Origin of the sequence: Salimicrobium humidisoli, from assembly GCF_002295105.1 — a bacterium.
GTDB classification, from domain to species: domain Bacteria; phylum Bacillota; class Bacilli; order Bacillales; family Halobacillaceae; genus Salimicrobium; species Salimicrobium humidisoli.
Window position 1 is genome coordinate 1 of record NZ_NSGH01000003.1, and the last position, 14,940, is coordinate 14,940.

At 45.8% G+C, this 14,940-nt stretch carries 15 protein-coding genes; 11 read left to right on the plus strand and 4 right to left on the minus strand.

Features of this window, described 5'->3' with window-relative positions; translation table 11 throughout:
• Nucleotides 1-187: 187 nt before the first annotated feature.
• Nucleotides 188-823, minus strand: a complete 636-nt coding sequence (locus tag CKW00_RS02365; protein WP_095821198.1) for an NUDIX hydrolase — start codon at nt 821-823, stop codon at nt 188-190.
• Nucleotides 824-912: 89 nt separating this feature from the next.
• Here CKW00_RS02365 and CKW00_RS02370 point away from each other — a divergent pair, with 89 nt between their 5' ends.
• The 3 genes from CKW00_RS02370 (at nt 913) to CKW00_RS13635 (ending at nt 2,284) form a co-directional block, all read left to right on the plus strand.
• Nucleotides 913-1,104: a YwbE family protein gene (locus CKW00_RS02370; protein ID WP_008589920.1), complete on the plus strand. Its 192-nt coding sequence runs from the start codon at nt 913-915 to the stop codon at nt 1,102-1,104.
• A complete protein-coding gene (locus CKW00_RS02375) occupies nt 1,104-1,991 on the plus strand; it encodes a DMT family transporter (RefSeq protein ID WP_095821199.1) in 888 nt (295 codons plus the stop codon). Before CKW00_RS02370 ends, CKW00_RS02375 begins: the two co-directional genes overlap by 1 nt.
• 155 nt (nt 1,992-2,146) lie before the next feature.
• Nucleotides 2,147-2,284, plus strand: coding sequence for a hypothetical protein (locus CKW00_RS13635; RefSeq protein WP_156330876.1), 138 nt, complete (start codon nt 2,147-2,149; stop codon nt 2,282-2,284).
• A gap of 135 nt (nt 2,285-2,419) precedes the next feature.
• Here the strand turns inward: CKW00_RS13635 and CKW00_RS13555 are convergent, their stop codons facing one another.
• Entirely contained in the window at nt 2,420-2,581 is a 162-nt protein-coding gene (locus tag CKW00_RS13555) for an AbrB/MazE/SpoVT family DNA-binding domain-containing protein (RefSeq protein WP_143544215.1), read from the minus strand.
• A gap of 260 nt (nt 2,582-2,841) precedes the next feature.
• Between CKW00_RS13555 and CKW00_RS02380 the strand changes: the two genes are divergently transcribed.
• Nucleotides 2,842-3,372, plus strand: a complete 531-nt coding sequence (locus tag CKW00_RS02380) for a haloacid dehalogenase type II (RefSeq protein ID WP_332889032.1) — start codon at nt 2,842-2,844, stop codon at nt 3,370-3,372.
• Between the two features lie 8 nt (nt 3,373-3,380).
• Here CKW00_RS02380 and CKW00_RS02385 read toward each other — a convergent pair whose 3' ends face one another.
• A complete protein-coding gene (locus CKW00_RS02385; RefSeq protein WP_095821200.1) occupies nt 3,381-4,067 on the minus strand; it encodes a Crp/Fnr family transcriptional regulator in 687 nt (228 codons plus the stop codon).
• Nucleotides 4,068-4,241: 174 nt separating this feature from the next.
• Between CKW00_RS02385 and CKW00_RS02390 the strand changes: the two genes are divergently transcribed.
• From CKW00_RS02390 to CKW00_RS02410, 5 genes are all read left to right on the plus strand, one after another.
• Nucleotides 4,242-5,495, plus strand: coding sequence for a YeeE/YedE family protein (locus CKW00_RS02390; RefSeq protein WP_095821201.1), 1,254 nt, complete (start codon nt 4,242-4,244; stop codon nt 5,493-5,495).
• Nucleotides 5,496-5,621: 126 nt separating this feature from the next.
• On the plus strand, nt 5,622-7,526 hold the full coding sequence (locus tag CKW00_RS02395) for a BglG family transcription antiterminator (RefSeq protein WP_095821202.1): 1,905 nt from the start codon (nt 5,622-5,624) through the stop codon (nt 7,524-7,526).
• A gap of 96 nt (nt 7,527-7,622) precedes the next feature.
• Nucleotides 7,623-9,575, plus strand: a complete 1,953-nt coding sequence (locus CKW00_RS02400) for a fructose-specific PTS transporter subunit EIIC (protein ID WP_095821203.1) — start codon at nt 7,623-7,625, stop codon at nt 9,573-9,575.
• A 126-nt stretch (nt 9,576-9,701) separates the two neighbouring features.
• Complete coding sequence (locus CKW00_RS02405) at nt 9,702-10,031, plus strand: hypothetical protein (RefSeq protein WP_095821204.1); 330 nt, start codon at nt 9,702-9,704, stop codon at nt 10,029-10,031.
• 111 nt (nt 10,032-10,142) lie between these two features.
• The gene (locus tag CKW00_RS02410; protein WP_095821205.1) at nt 10,143-10,580 is read left to right on the plus strand and encodes an OsmC family protein; all 438 of its coding nucleotides are present in this window, start codon (nt 10,143-10,145) and stop codon (nt 10,578-10,580) included.
• Nucleotides 10,581-10,642: 62 nt separating this feature from the next.
• On the opposite strand, the gene CKW00_RS02415 is transcribed toward CKW00_RS02410, so the two are convergent.
• Nucleotides 10,643-11,479, minus strand: a complete 837-nt coding sequence (locus tag CKW00_RS02415; RefSeq protein WP_095821206.1) for a YitT family protein — start codon at nt 11,477-11,479, stop codon at nt 10,643-10,645.
• A gap of 160 nt (nt 11,480-11,639) precedes the next feature.
• Here CKW00_RS02415 and CKW00_RS02420 point away from each other — a divergent pair, with 160 nt between their 5' ends.
• Together CKW00_RS02420 and CKW00_RS02425 are read left to right on the plus strand one after the other, a co-directional pair.
• Nucleotides 11,640-13,244, plus strand: coding sequence for a M20/M25/M40 family metallo-hydrolase (locus CKW00_RS02420; RefSeq protein ID WP_095821207.1), 1,605 nt, complete (start codon nt 11,640-11,642; stop codon nt 13,242-13,244).
• A 184-nt stretch (nt 13,245-13,428) separates the two neighbouring features.
• Nucleotides 13,429-14,847 (plus strand): MFS transporter, encoded by a 1,419-nt coding sequence (locus tag CKW00_RS02425; RefSeq protein ID WP_095821208.1) that lies wholly within the window; start codon nt 13,429-13,431, stop codon nt 14,845-14,847.
• Nucleotides 14,848-14,940: the final 93 nt, after the last annotated feature.

Below are 14,940 nucleotides of genomic sequence, written 5' to 3' on the forward strand. Positions count from 1 at the left end.
AATGCATATATACACACAACTCCTATCTTTTTCTTGGGTCTCGTCAATTCAAGTGTAAAAGATAAAGGAGCTTGTGTGTTTTTTTTATGCTGAATTTTTCTGATACCCCAACAAATATTGTAGAGCCTAAATAAAAGACATAAAGGAACCTTCCCGCCAATAAGACGGTAAGGTTCCTTTATCTTTCTTAAAGAGAATTATCATGTTTTTCTTTAATGATGGAAACGAAATCTTTCAGAATCTGAGCGGTAAGCCCCCAGATCACTTTATCTTCGAAATAGTAAAAGTTCTCTTCATAAGGAACTGTCTGCCACTCATAGGTTTTCCCATTCGCAATATCTTCGTAGGGAAAGCCCTCTCTTGGATGTACCTCTATATCTATATAATGTACGACCGGGTCATTCTTCAGGAAGTAAGATAGAGGGACAGTAAACGATTCATGAACTTCGGCCGGGTTCTCGGTGAACTTTTCTTCTCTCTTGAGAAACCCTGCGTAAGCGTGAATTTTTGGACCGAATGGAGAGAATAAAGTACCGATTTTCCATATATCTGTAACTTCTTCCGGCCGGGTGCCGAGTTCTTCACACGTTTCTCTTATAGCAGTATCTTTGAGGTGGTCGTCCTCCTCATCTGCCATCCCTCCGGGGAAACACACCTCTCCCGGCTGACGCCGCATATGAAAAGACCGGACTTCGAATACGACGTGAAGTTCTCCTTCTTTCTCTACGAGAGGGAGGAGGACCGAGAAGTTGACGGGCCTGGCCCGTCCGATATAGTGAGGGGTGTGCTCTGTAAGCTTGTCGCGAATGGATGCTAAATTCATTTCTTTCACCTCTGATTTAAAGTATACCAAACTCTTGAATTCAAGGCAGCTGAAATGTGTTAAAGTGTAATAGAAAAGGGGTGATATATATGGCAGGAAAAATGAGAAAAGATATAAAAGCAGGTCAGAAAGTATCTATCGTGTTGAAAAAAGATCAGCGCTCCGGAGCCCTTACGGAGGGAGTGGTGAAAGATATTCTTACAAAGTCTCCCGAGCATCCGCACGGTATCAAAGTACGTCTTGAAGATGGCCAGGTGGGACGTGTGAAGGAGATTCACTGATGCCTTATTTTTTGTTGATTCTCGTCGTAATCATGTTTTCGGGGAATATTATAATCGGTAAGGCCATTAATGATCTACCTCCCTATACTATAGCCTTCCTGCGTCTTGTCGTCGCTTTTATCGTTCTGTTACCTATCGGTCTGCGCTCGGCCCGTCAGTATAAAGAAACTTTTTTTAAGTACAAAAAGCCTTTTCTTATTATGACTCTCACAGGTATTACTTTTTTTAATACCTTTATATATGCATCGCTCCAGTTTACGACCTCAACCAACGTCTCGGTTCTTGAAACGATTATACCTGTCGTAACAGTTATTCTGAGTGCTTACATATTAAAAGAAAAAATATACAAAATCCAGTGGCTCGGAGTATTCGTTTCGCTTTTGGGGGCAATGTGGGTAGTAATGGATGGAAACATCTTTCAGTTAGCCGCCATAGAGTGGAATATTGGGGATGCGATCATGATAGGAGCTATCGCCACGTGGGCGATTTATTCTATTTTTGTAAAACAGTATATGCCGCTTTTTCCGAATTACGGAGCTCTTCTCGTGATGAGCGGTCTTTCAGTATTAGTACTGCTGCCTGTCGTAATTTTGGAGTGGATTATCCTCGGTGTTCCTGTGTTCGATGCAGGTAATATGGCTGGAATTCTCTATCTGGGTGTGTTTCCGTCGTTCCTTGCGATCTCTATGTACAATTCGGCCGTTGATAAAGTGGGAGCTTCCAAATCTTCTATATTTCTGAATCTGCTGCCGGTATTTACGATGGCCGGAGCGGCTGTGTGGCTCGGTGAGGATGTGACTTTCACTCAGGTCGGCGGAGCACTTACAGTCATCGCGGGTGTTATTGTTACAACGCAGGGCGACCGTATTTCCAGACGCAGAATTTAATGGGCGGAACTTATGTTTTTAATAACAGGAACAGACAATTGCAAAAAGAGTAATGAATTCAGAATGGATTTTCTTAATAATGAGAACATGTGTTCTCATATACACTCTGCTGTGTTATGATATAAACAGCCCCTTTCAGAAAGGGGGTGAGGGTTATGACGGAATGGGTGTTTTTGGCCGCTGCGATCATTAACCTGTTAACGGCACTCGTCGACTTCAGGAAAAGAGTTCGATCCAGAAAAAGGTCAAAAAAAGAAGAAGACCTCCGCTCGGACAAGCGAAAGTCTTCATAAACCTAACCGGAAGGAAGAGGTACAACTCTTCCTTCCCCTCATAATATAATCTGTTTCCAGTATAGCGTACTTGTGAATGATTCTCAAGCAAATCAGCGTCTTTATTACGATGGGACCTGCATTGTTTTCCGGTACTTAGCGCTCTTTTTCCTTCGGTTTCAGAACGATTTTTCCATTCTCAATGCCTATATCCAGAACGTCTTCTTCAGAGAATCCTGCTTTTTCCACCAGGTTTTTAGGAAGTTCGACACCTGCGTCACCTTCTTGCTGGGGAAATGCTTTCCTTCTTACTGCCACTGAAAACCCCTCCCGGATATCTATTTTGGTTATTGTAACATAACAGATTAGTGAATAGTAGTCGTGTTTTCTTATGTTTTCTTTTCGTTGCCGGAGGGAAGTACGGCAAGAAATTGTTCAAGGAGGCAACGATTATGGTAAAAGTATTTGTGTTCGACGCGTATGGTACTCTCTTTGACGTGTATTCGGTCAAAGAGGAGTGTAATAAATGGTTCCCGGAAAAAGGGGACGCAATCAGTACAACGTAGAGAGAGAAACAGCTGAATTACTTTTTCTTAAGACAGTTGATGGAACGGTATGAGCCTTTCGACCAGATAACGCGGGAATCTCTCAGATACGCCTGCAAAGCGAACGGAGCGCAGCTCACAGAAGAATCGGAACAAGCTTTAATGGAAGCATATCTGAATCTGGAGCTTTTCGAAGAAGTGGAAGAAGTTCTGTCACAGCTGAACGACAAAAGGCTTGTCGTCTTTTCAAATGGCTCGCCCGGCATGATAGACCCGCTTGTGGGTCGTTCGGATATCAGTGGACACATCGATGAGGTATTGAGCGCGGACGGCGTTAAGCAGTATAAACCGGTTCCTGCAGCTTATTATTATGCTCAGCAGGAACTCGGGCTCGAGAAGGAGGATATTCTCTTTATGTCTTCCAACCCCTGGGACATTACGGGCGCTTCAAGCTACGGGTTCCATACCGCCTGGATAAACCGGAAAGGACTTCAGAGAGAAGAATTCGATATCCAGCCTGAGGTGGAGTACGACAACCTGAAAGGGCTCCTCGAGTGGAAATAGGCTAAGATTTATAAAGTTTTGTGAGCCAGAAAAGCTTCGGCTTTCGCTGCATGCACAGAGAAGGGCGTCTTCCCGTGAAGATATCCTTCTTTTTTTAATGTACTTATAGTTGAACTGATGGTTTCTCTTGTCGACCCCACCATGTGGGCCAGATCTTTATGGGTGAGCTCCGCTTCCACTGACTGCCATTCGCCCTGACGATGCCCGGTCTTCTCGCTTAAGATAAGAAGAAGGTAGAGGGGTCTGTGCTTCACGTCGGAAAGAGCCATTTTTTCAGAGAAATTCTGGAGTTCTTTCAATCGTTCGGTTAACAGACTGATAAGTCGAAGGGCGGTAGCAGGGTTGTCTTCAAGAAACGCTCCCATATTTTCCTGCTTTACGATGCATATATAGGAATCTGTCATTGCTTCCGCATAAGTGGAGTCGTCCGAAAGACTGAGAGAAGAAGTCTCTCCGAAGAGATTTCCATCAACGAGCACATCTATAGTGAACTGTTTACCTTCCTCATTCACCCGGTAAAGACGAACTTGTCCCTGTTTCAGGAAATACAGCACTTCCACAGGGGTGTCCGGCGTGTAGATTAATGTACCTTTTTTCACCGTGGTCATTTGTGTGATCATGTCTATTTCTTTTAATTTATGATCCGGCATTTCTTCGAAAAGGCTGATTTCCGACAGTAAACGTAATTTATTCATAACAGACTCTCTTTGTCATCAATAGATAATACATTATTTTATCATGAATGATGCAGGAACAGATAAAGGAAGCACTGAAGATTAGAAAGCGATGGGGCAATCCCTTGATTTATAAGCGGTTATAATTTATAGTGATAAAACCAAGTAAATTAATCAGTAAAGGATGTTTTATAAATGAACGTAAAAGTACAGCCTGTCGAAGAAGTTAAAGAACCTGTGGAAAAGGAAAAAAGAGCACTGGACAGCCCTCAAAAAAAGCTTATAGCCGGGGGTGCAGCAGTGGGGACAGCTTTACTCATTTATCTCTTTGCTACTCAGGCGATTTCCCAGCCGATTCTTCTGCTTATCGGGTTGGGGCTCGGCTACACACTGTTCCACGCAAGGTTCGGTTTCACTTCCGCTTTCCGTAAACTAATGGCTGTCGGAAACGGGGAAGCGCTCAGGTCTCACATGGTAATGCTTGCGGTCGCCGTTACACTATTCGCTCCTATACTCGCTTTTGGAGTATCTTTTTTCGGAGGAGAAGTGTCAGGTTATGTTTCTCCTGTCGGAGTGAGTCTGTTCGTAGGGGCTTTTATGTTTGGAATAGGAATGCAGCTGGGGGGCGGCTGTGCTTCGGGCACGCTTTACGCTGTCGGTGGCGGCAGATCGATTATGTTTGTCACCCTTCTGTTCTTCATCATAGGTTCCACCGTCGGAGCTTATCATCTTCCTTTCTGGACCGAAGAGATGCCTTCATTTGAACCGGTCACCCTGGCGACTTCGACCGGGCTCGGTTACGGAGGAGCATGGGTGCTGTCTCTTGCGATATTCGGGTTAGTAGCACTGATTACTCTCTGGGTGGAGAAGAAAAAACGTCCGCCTAAACAGGCCCCTGTACCTTCAGTCAGAGGATGGAAGCGTATCCTCAGAGGGTCGTGGCCGTTGTTCGCCGCTGCAATTATACTTGCGGTTCTTAACGCTCTTACACTTATGACGCGCGGATCTCCTTGGGGCGTAACCAGTGCTTTCGCCTTATGGGGGTCAAAAGTGGCCATGTTCTTCGGTATTGATGTAAGCAGTTGGGGATACTGGCAGGGGGCCAACGCCGAAGTGCTCCAGTCCTCTATATTTGCAGATTCTACTACAGTGTTGAATCTGGGAGTTATCCTCGGGGCGTTCCTTGCTTCCGCTGCAGGAGGTCTGTTCCGGTTCACGCGAATTACGCTGCGGAATTTCATGGCATCAGTCATCGGTGGTCTTATGCTCGGGTACGGGGCACGTCTTGCATTCGGGTGTAATATCGGAGCTTATTTCGGCGGTATTGCGTCCTTCAGTCTGCACGGATATATATGGGGGATACTGGCACTCGCCGGTACATTCGTCGCGTTATTCCTGCGCCCGTTCTTCGGTCTTTCGGTGCCGAAACCGAAAGATACATTCTGTTAGGATTTTGTATGAAAGGCTCTCCGGAACAATATCCGGGGAGTTTTTTATTATGTATCGAAAGTTGACACCCCTTTCGTTTCGGATAGAATGGAAGAGACCCCTGTCAGTAGTGGAGGCTGATGCGAGATGAACGACAGGCAAATAAATCTATTACGCAAACTGTTACTTCAATCGGGTAATTTTACATATATAAAGACTCTGGCAGGTGAACTTGGCTGTTCGGGGAAGACGATTCGCAATGATTTGAAAGAAGTCGGTCTGTTTCTTGAAACACATTCCCGCGCACAATTGATCAGGAAGCCGGGGGCCGGTGTCCAGGTGTCAGTCGGGGGAGAAGAAAGAGAACGTATTTTTAAGCTGTTGCACACCGGTTCCGACAAAGACACAAAACGTCGTCAGGAGATTGGGTACCGTTTGTTAGTGGAAAAGAATCCGCTCACTGTCAGCAGGTTGACCAGAGAATTCTTCGTTTCCGTGAAAGAAATCAAAAAAGACTTGTCTATCATTTCCGACTGGCTTATCTCTTATAATATTGAACTGATATCCAGGCAGCGACGCGGAGTGACTGTCACAGGGGAGGAACTCAGCAGGAGAAATGCTCTTGCCCATTTATATGAACTGAGCTCCCGTCAATCGGGCACGCCCCGCTCGCTTCTGATGTTATTTCCGGATCACGAAGTGACATACGTCAATAAGAAGATTTCTGACCTTATGGATAATTGGAATTGGAAAATTTCTTCGGATAAACAGGAGAACCTTTTAATTCACCTTCTGATCATATTAAAAAGGGTGAGGCAGTCCTCTGCAATCCTGATGAAAAATGATGAAGTGGGCCGGGTGAGAGGGACCCGGGAGTATACCATGACAGAAGAGCTGGCCGAAAGAATCAATGACCAACTGAAGGTGGCTCTTCCGGTATCGGAGAAAGTGTACTTTACTCTCCATCTACTCAGCTATTCTGCAGGAGATTCACTTAAAAAAGATGAGCACATCGACAGCCTGGTACATGAACTTGGAGCACAGTTGACAAATCAGCTGCAGATTATGACTATGGTACCTTTCGGCCAGGACGACATTCTGGAGGAAGGGCTTCATGTACATCTCCCTTCTGCTGTACACCGTGTCGCCAATGGTCTGACCATAAGGAATCCGATGCTTGAGGAAATCAAAAATATGTATCCTTATATGTTCAGTATGGTTGTCATGGGGCTGGAAGAAGTGAATAAACGTCACTCCCTTTCTATTCCGGAAGATGAAGCTGCCTATCTCGTGCTGCATTTCCAGGCTTCGTTGGAAAGACTGAACAAAAAGCGGGATTCGAGAAAAAAAGTGGTGATCGTTTGCGAACTTGGTATCGGAATGTCTCATCTTTTGCAAGCGAAACTTGAACAATCCTATCAGGGTATGGAGGTCGTCGGAAGTATTGGAATGGGGGAACTGGAGAGGATCATTACTGATCATCACGTTGATTTCATTATATCTACGAGGGAACTTGAAGAGCCCCGTCTTCCGGTAGTAGTGATATCCCCTTTATTGAAGGCGGAGGATCGCAGAAAAATAGACCGGTTCCTTCACGTGGAGGAAACAGGAGCGATAGATTCGCCTTCCATAAACGCCTGGCTCGAAGAAGGGGAGATAGAATTGAGAATTGAACCGGTTCACCGCTACGAGTTAATAGAAGAACTGGGAAGAAAACTGGTTCAAAAAGGAAAGGTATCGGCACAGTTTCCTGCGAAAGCGGTGATGAGGGAGAAGATGTCTGCGACAGAGATAGGGAATGGCATAGCCATCCCCCACGCCCCGCCTGAAGAAGTTTATCAATCTTCAGTTTCTCTTGCAATCTTCAAAGAACCGGTGTTATGGAGAAAAGAGAAGGTATCTGTCGTTTTTCTTCTGGCTATTTCCAAAAAAGACCGGGAAAGTATGAAACCGCTTATGAACATGATCTCCAGGCTGGGAGCAGAAACGCATCTGCTGGAACAGCTGAAAAACGCAACAACATTCGAAATGGTAGAAGATGTATTAAAATAATCGCTCTCTTTACCGCAGTACCGGTAAAAGGGGTGATTATTTTTTAGTATTGCGCATTTATAATAAAGACAGAACTCGATCAGAGGAGGAAAAGATATGAAAGTACTTGCGGTAACAGCATGCCCTGTCGGGATAGCGCATACGTATATGGCAGCCGAAAATCTCCAGAAAGCCGGAGAAGAACTCGGCATAGATATTAAAGTGGAAACACAGGGCTCCATCGGAGTGGAAAACGAATTGACGAAGAAAGATATAGCTGAAGCAGACGGTATCATCATCGCCAGTGATAAAGAAGTATCGAAGGAACGGTTTGGAGGCAAGCCGCTATTAGTGGTCGGTGTACAAAAGGGAATACGTGAGCCGAAGAGTCTTATCGAACGCGTTATGAAAGGTGACGTACCTGTGTATAAAGGCGCGATGCCTGATGCGGAAACAGTGAAAGCGAAAAAGAAAGATAAAGAGAACCCGGTCTACAAACATCTGATGAACGGCGTATCGTACATGATTCCGTTTATCGTGGTGGGTGGGCTGCTGATCGCCATCGCTCTAGCCTTCGGAGGCGATCAGACTCCGGGAGGACTGCAGGTGCCCGAGGATTCTTTCTGGAAACAGATTGAAAATATCGGAGCGGCTTCATTCAGCTTTATGGTACCTATACTCGCCGGATTTATAGCTGTAAGTATTGCAGATCGTCCCGGCCTTGCCCCCGGTATGATCGGAGGGTACATTGCAGCGAACGGAAGTTTTTATGGAAGTGAGGCGGGAGCAGGATTTCTCGGAGGTATTCTTGCCGGTTTCCTTGCAGGGTATGTAGCACTCGGTATTAAAAAGATTAAAGTTCCTAAATCTGTACAGCCTGTCATGCCTATTATTTTCATCCCGATTCTTGCATCACTGATTGTCGGAGTCCTTTTCATTCTTGTCATCGGGGCGCCGGTAGCAGGTATTTTCGAAGGGCTGACTCAGTGGCTAGAAGGAATGCAGGGAGCAAGTTCCATAGTACTCGCTCTGATTTTGGGTGCCATGATTGCCGTAGATATGGGTGGACCTTTCAACAAAGTCGCGTTTCTTTTCGGAGCTGCAATGATCAGTGAAGGGAACTATGAAATAATGGGCCCTATCGCCGCAGCTATTGCCATCCCGCCGCTCGGTATGGGACTGGCGACATTTATGAATAAGAAAAAATATCATCAGGCCGAACGGGAAACCGGAAAAGCGTCCTTTACCATGGGTTTCTTCGGTATTACCGAAGGAGCTATACCTTTCGCAGCCCAGGATCCGCTCCGCGTCATTCCGAGTATTGTCGCAGGGTCGATGACAGGGTCCGTGATAGCTATGCTCTCCGGAGTCGGAGACCGTGTGGCTCATGGCGGGCCGATCGTAGCCATACTGGGAGCCGTCAATAACGTGCTGATGTTCTTTGTAGCTATTATCGCAGGTACGATAGTGACAGCCCTGCTGATAAACTTCCTGAAGAAAGACGTGGCTGTTGAAACAGATATCCCGGAAGAAGAATCCTCGGATATTACAGAGGCTGATGCAGGGAGCGGAGATCAGAAAACAGCGACCAGCCGGAATGAAAACAAACCGATCCATCAGCTGGAGGATATTATGACTCCCGGGCTCGCAACTATTTCTCTCGAAGGAGATAAGAAGGAATCAGTCGTTGATGAAATGATCGATATGCTTGATAAAGCCGGGTTGTTGAGTTCAAAGGCGGAATTCCGGGAAGCTATTATAGCGAGGGAAGAACAGAGCAGTACCGGTCTCGGTATGGGAATCGCCATCCCTCACGGAAAATCAGAAGCAGTAAATGAGCCGGCCGTAGTGTTTGGAAGGCAGAGCAACGGTGTCGACTGGAACAGTGCCGATGGAGAAGAAGCAAAACTTATTTTTATGATCGCCGTGCCGAAAGGTCGGGAGGGAGAAGATCACTTGAAAATACTGCAGATGCTATCCAGAAAACTGATGGATGAAAGCTACCGGGAGCAGCTGTTGAAAGCCGAATCGGATAAAGAAGCTTATGAACTTCTGAGAACTGTCCGGTAGTACCTGACCGTCATAGTGCGACAAGAACCCCCTGTGCAGGCAGAGGGGTTCTTGTTAATGATAAAATAAGTATATACTGGAGAATTTGAGTAACTTACAGCAGAACACCGGAGGAGGAAGCCCGTAATGGAAACAAAAGAGTATCTGGAAGACTGGAAGCGTACATTGAGAAGGGATCTCGATGATACGACCAGAGAATTACAAACGCTCAGAAAAGAATATCGGAGAGGACAGAAATTGAGAGATATACAGATAGAAAGATTGAGGGAATGGACAGAAGAAGATATGGAGGAAGACGTAAAAACAGATTTGACGGAAAGCCTTGAACTGCTGAAGGAAATCAAAGAAGAGAACGAAGAAAGGATTTCCTGGCTGGAAACGTCAAAAAAATCGACGGAGTTCATGATCCGTAAGATTGATGAAGAACTTGGGCTTAATGGAATGGGGGAAATGTAAGCTGGCTTACATCTCCGAACCAGTCTTTTGTTTATCGGATAAATGCTGTGATAAAGTCTGTTTTATACCGGCGCACCTGGTATGACTACTAAAACAGGAGGATGATTTTTCATGGCCGAGAAACATGAATTGGTTACAGCAATCTCAAAAGGTATGAATACGAAAGCGGAGTCGGAAGGGCATAACGTAGTTATCGATGAACCGGCGAACATGGGAGGTACGGACGAAGGTGCCAACCCGCTTGGTACACTGCTCGCTTCGCTTGCAGGGTGTGAAAACGCCATCGCCAATTTTGTCGCAAAAGAAATGGAATTCGATCTTCAGGGGATAGATTTCGAAATCGACGGAGAAATGGACCCACGCGGCATGATGGGAGAAGAAGGAGTCCGTCCTTATTTCAAAAAAGTCACCGTGCATGCTAAAGTACGCACGAGCGAAACAGAGGAACGGGTACGGGAGCTCCAGAAGAAAGTGGATCGTCGCTGCCCTGTATTTACTACACTGGAAGCGGCTGACGTAGAAATGGTTCCTGAATGGGTAAAAGCTTAATAATATAGAGGTAAGTCCGGAGATGTTTGAATATCTCCGGACTTTTTTAAATGTACGTTTACTCAGGCTTTTCTGCCTTTATATCCACTTCTGAATACTTCCTGTACCCGGTGTACCGTTACGTAGGCATCAGCATCGATGTCCTCCACGAGCTTTCTCAGCTGGACGATTTCCCTCTTGTTTATGACGAGGTAAAGGATGTCACGGTTCTCCCGGGTATACCCTCCTTCTGCTTCCATTACGGTTACACCCCGGGACATCTGGACGAGGATTGCGTTCAGCAGTTCTATGTTTTTCTCGGAGATAATCATAACGGCACTTCTTTCCTCCGCACCTTCGATAAGCATATCGATGATTTTAGCACCGATATATACGGAAATAAGAGTATACATAGCTCTTTCCCGACCGATGACGAATGCGCTTCCCGCAATAACAAGAATATCAAGACCGAGCATGGCCGACCCTACACTTGTGCCGAGCAGCTTATTCATCATATTTGCAAGAATCGTTGTGCCTCCGGTTGTTCCGCCGGCCCGGAAAATCATGCCGATACCGAGACCCACGGCCAGCCCTGCAAACAGAGCCGCGAGGAGGCGGTCATCCATCGCCTCTCCCCATCCTTCAGTGATAATAAGGAACATGGAGTTCAGTATAATTGCGATAATCGTATAAATGATAGTTCTTTTCGTGAAGTATCGGTACCCTATAGCGACGAGAGTAGTATTCAGGACGAAGTTCACGATACCGGGTGACCATTCGAACAGATAATAAGTAACGATGGTTATACCGAATACCCCACCTTCGGAAAGCTGGTTCGGTATGACGAAATAGTTGATGCCGATAGAAAGTATAAAACTGCCGGCGATAAGTATTAATAAATCACGTATGTTCCGTTCCACGGCGAACACCTCCTCCATGGTCAATCATATCTTATATGTATTCAAATGTTAACGGAGGATTATCGCTTTCTCATGTTGAAAGACTTCGTTTACAAACCTTTCTCTCTAATTTACACTACATTAGACGATACATATTGGAAAAAAGAGGAGGAATTGCAGTATGGCCCAATGGCAGACACCGGAAGAACTCGAACAGCTTCTTACGGAACTGGTAAGCTGGCAGAGTCGCTCCTGGACGGAAGGGGAAAGGATATTCCCCCATCATCTGATGAATAAATTGACAAACGTTCCTTACTTTCGGGAAAACAGCCGAAATTTGACGTTCTTCAAAACGCCGGACGGACGTGAAGGGGTCAATGCCTTGTATTTATCAGGGAGGTCCCGCCGTACTATCGTTCTCCTCAGCCACTTTGATACGGTGAATACGGAGGATTACGGTCACCTGGAGAATCTGGCTTTCCACCCTCAACGGCTTACGGAGATTCTTCATGATTATAAAGAGGAACTTCCTGGAGAAGCGAGGAAGGATCTTGAATCCGGAGAGTATCTGTTTGGTCGCGGAGTGATGGACATGAAGATGGGACTCGCTCTGCATATGAGTATTATTGCCAGAGCAAGCGAGGAAAAATGGCCGGTGAATATTATGCTTGTGACGGTACCGGATGAGGAAGTGGACTCTGCAGGTATGAGAGAAGCAGTGCCTGCCATCCGCGATACACAGCAACGGTATGACCTCGATATAACTCTGTTTCTGAACAGCGAGCCTACTTTTCAGGAACTTGGAGACGATCATTTTTATATGTATTCGGGTTCTATCGGAAAAATCATGCCTGCTGCATTATTATATGGAAAAGAAACGCACGTCGGGAATCCGATGAGCGGTCTGACTGCTAATTATATGGCGACGTTTTTAACGCAGAAAATGGAGTGGAATCCCGAATTTCGTGAAACTGAAATGGGGGAGAGCACTCCGTTACCGATATCTTTACGTCAGAAAGATCTGATGGGCACGGGATACTCGACTCAGACACCGTATCGTGCTCAGGTACTGTTTAATGCATTCCTGTTTAAACGTTCGGCGAAGGATATTTTTGAACTATTCCGGAAAACTGCCGAAGAAGCAGCGGAAGCCTGCAACAGCTCATACGGAGAAGTGTGCCGGCGGGAAGACGTACAGCCGCTCGGAGATGTGCAAGTGATGGAGTACCGGGAGCTTCTGCATTATGCCGAAAGAAAACTCGGAAAAGACATCATCCGGATATATATTAAAGAAGTGATGGAGAAAGAAGAAGAGGATGACCGGGAAGTGGCCGTACGTATTGTGGATAAGCTTATTCTGCACTGCCAGGAACTGGGGCCGGTCATTATTCTGCTTTTCGCTACTCCTTATTATCCTGCTGTCAATTCGTCAGAGGACCCGGTGGTGATGGGAGCAGTGGACGTAATTCAGCAGAAAGCAAAAGAGGCCTTTGACCTTACTGTTACTCAAGTACACTATTTTAACGGCATCTCCGACTTGAGCTATGTGAACTACAACGGGGAGACGGAAGGATGGAAAGCATTTGAACGTAACTCACCTGTGTGGGGAGAGCGTTATACCATTCCGTTTGAAGATATGGAGAAGCTGAAAGCGCCGGTAATGAATCTGGGGCCTTACGGAAAAGACGCCCATAAACGCACGGAACGACTGCATAAGAAAAATGCTTTTCAAGAAATGCCCGTACTGTTAGAAACGCTTATCGATTACATCAGTGAACGCGACTAATGATAAGAGAACCCGGGAACAGGACAGTGCAATCATTTTACTTAAACTTACGCATTCTGCAGGCTGCTTTTCTCTAAAAATAGGGAGTGAGTTACCATAGGAGCAAAATTCACGGTTTAAAGAGAAGATATTCGGTTATATTTAATAATATTGTCATCATAAATGAGAAGGGGGGGAAGAATTCGTGAGTAATAAAAAATTCAGAGTCGGGCTGATCACAGCGCCGGGATACGCTAAACGTATCAGTGAAGGTTTGAGCCACGCCCTTCCTGATTTGCTCAGTTACTACGTGGACGACCGCGTCGAATGGGAAGTGGAATATGAAACTGATGCCCTCACAGGGGCCACCGAAAATTCCTCGGAGATTCTCGGAGCTACTTTCGATAAAAAGAAAGAACATGAATGGGATTACGTTATATCCCTTACGGATTTACCATTATTCAAAAGAAAGAAAGCGATCGTAGCGGAAGCGTATGTGGAACAGAATACTGCTCTGTTAAGTATACCGGCTCTCGGGGTCACTCCCCTCATTAAGCGTATACGTGAATCGACGGTGCAGCTTATCAACGAAATGTACTACGGTACGTCCGATGAGGATAGAGAGCAAGCCGAAAAACGTATTCAGCAGAAAGATCAGGAAGATTACGGAGAACATCACGAACTTAAGAACAAAGACTCCAAGAAGCTTGTCGGAAAACGATTCCTTGACCGCCTTTCCCCCATCCAGAGGGAAACTCCGGATGAAGAAGAGTCGAACATAGATGTCCGGTTCACAGTCAGATCGAAATGGGTCGGAGCATTGAGAATACTGGCAGGAATGATCCGGGCGAACCGGCCCTGGGCGATGTTTCCTTCTTTTATGAAGTTAATTGTCGTAGCTTTTGCTACCGGTGCGTACGCCCTTGTTTTTCCTACATTATGGATGTTGAGCAATCATTACGGTATATGGCGGATGGTTATGGTGTCCGTCGTAGCCATTACGGCCATGGTGCTTTGGATAACGCTTGCCCACCAGTTGTGGGAGGCTAAACGTAAAGGGACGAAGGACTATTTAAGAAAGCTGTACAACCTGGCTACGATTTCGACTCTGTTTTTGACAGTGCTCATGTACTATGGCCTGCTGTTCGTACTGTTTTCTATCGCAGTTATCGTTTTGATACCAATGGGTATGCTGGAGTCACAGGTCTCACCCGACGTGGGGTATATTAATTATTTCTATATTGCATGGACGGCTACCAGTATTGCTACGATCATCGGCGCTCTCGGTTCTGCTCTGGAAAACGAAGAGGTCGTTCTTTCAGCAGCTTACGGGTATCGGCAGCGGCAGCGCTATAATCAGCTGAAAAGTGCGCAGGAAGAGAAGAAAGAAGCGAAAGAAGAGAAGAAAGAAGCACAGGAAGAGAAGAAAGAGGCGGCCCAAGAGAAAAAAGAAAGCCGATCGGAAGATGACAGAAGTTCACAGGATGGAACGAAGGAAGCAGCAGAAGCGAAGAAAGAAGCCGCAGAGGCGAAAAAAGAGAGTCAGGAGAAAGAACAGAAAGCCGCTGAGGAGAAAAAGCAGGAAGCCGAAGAAAAAAAAGAAAGCAATAAAAATCGCAATTGACGTTCCAGTCGATTGTGATTTTTTTATGACTGGTTGGTCAAATTGTTATTATTGAAATGTTTTACGGGGATTGAAACGTTTAAGGAAGTTTGA

Excerpts from the sequence above, each read along its gene's own strand:
- CKW00_RS02365 (WP_095821198.1), bottom strand. The coding sequence starts at position 823 with ATGAATTTAGCATCCATTCGCGACAAGCTTACAGAGCACACCCCTCAC.
- CKW00_RS02370 (WP_008589920.1), top strand. The coding sequence starts at position 913 with ATGGCAGGAAAAATGAGAAAAGATATAAAAGCAGGTCAGAAAGTATCT.
- CKW00_RS02375 (WP_095821199.1), top strand. The coding sequence starts at position 1,104 with ATGCCTTATTTTTTGTTGATTCTCGTCGTAATCATGTTTTCGGGGAAT.
- CKW00_RS13635 (WP_156330876.1), top strand. The coding sequence starts at position 2,147 with ATGACGGAATGGGTGTTTTTGGCCGCTGCGATCATTAACCTGTTAACG.
- CKW00_RS02385 (WP_095821200.1), bottom strand. The coding sequence starts at position 4,067 with ATGAATAAATTACGTTTACTGTCGGAAATCAGCCTTTTCGAAGAAATG.
- CKW00_RS02390 (WP_095821201.1), top strand. The coding sequence starts at position 4,242 with ATGAACGTAAAAGTACAGCCTGTCGAAGAAGTTAAAGAACCTGTGGAA.
- CKW00_RS02395 (WP_095821202.1), top strand. The coding sequence starts at position 5,622 with ATGAACGACAGGCAAATAAATCTATTACGCAAACTGTTACTTCAATCG.
- CKW00_RS02400 (WP_095821203.1), top strand. The coding sequence starts at position 7,623 with ATGAAAGTACTTGCGGTAACAGCATGCCCTGTCGGGATAGCGCATACG.
- CKW00_RS02405 (WP_095821204.1), top strand. The coding sequence starts at position 9,702 with ATGGAAACAAAAGAGTATCTGGAAGACTGGAAGCGTACATTGAGAAGG.
- CKW00_RS02410 (WP_095821205.1), top strand. The coding sequence starts at position 10,143 with ATGGCCGAGAAACATGAATTGGTTACAGCAATCTCAAAAGGTATGAAT.
- CKW00_RS02420 (WP_095821207.1), top strand. The coding sequence starts at position 11,640 with ATGGCCCAATGGCAGACACCGGAAGAACTCGAACAGCTTCTTACGGAA.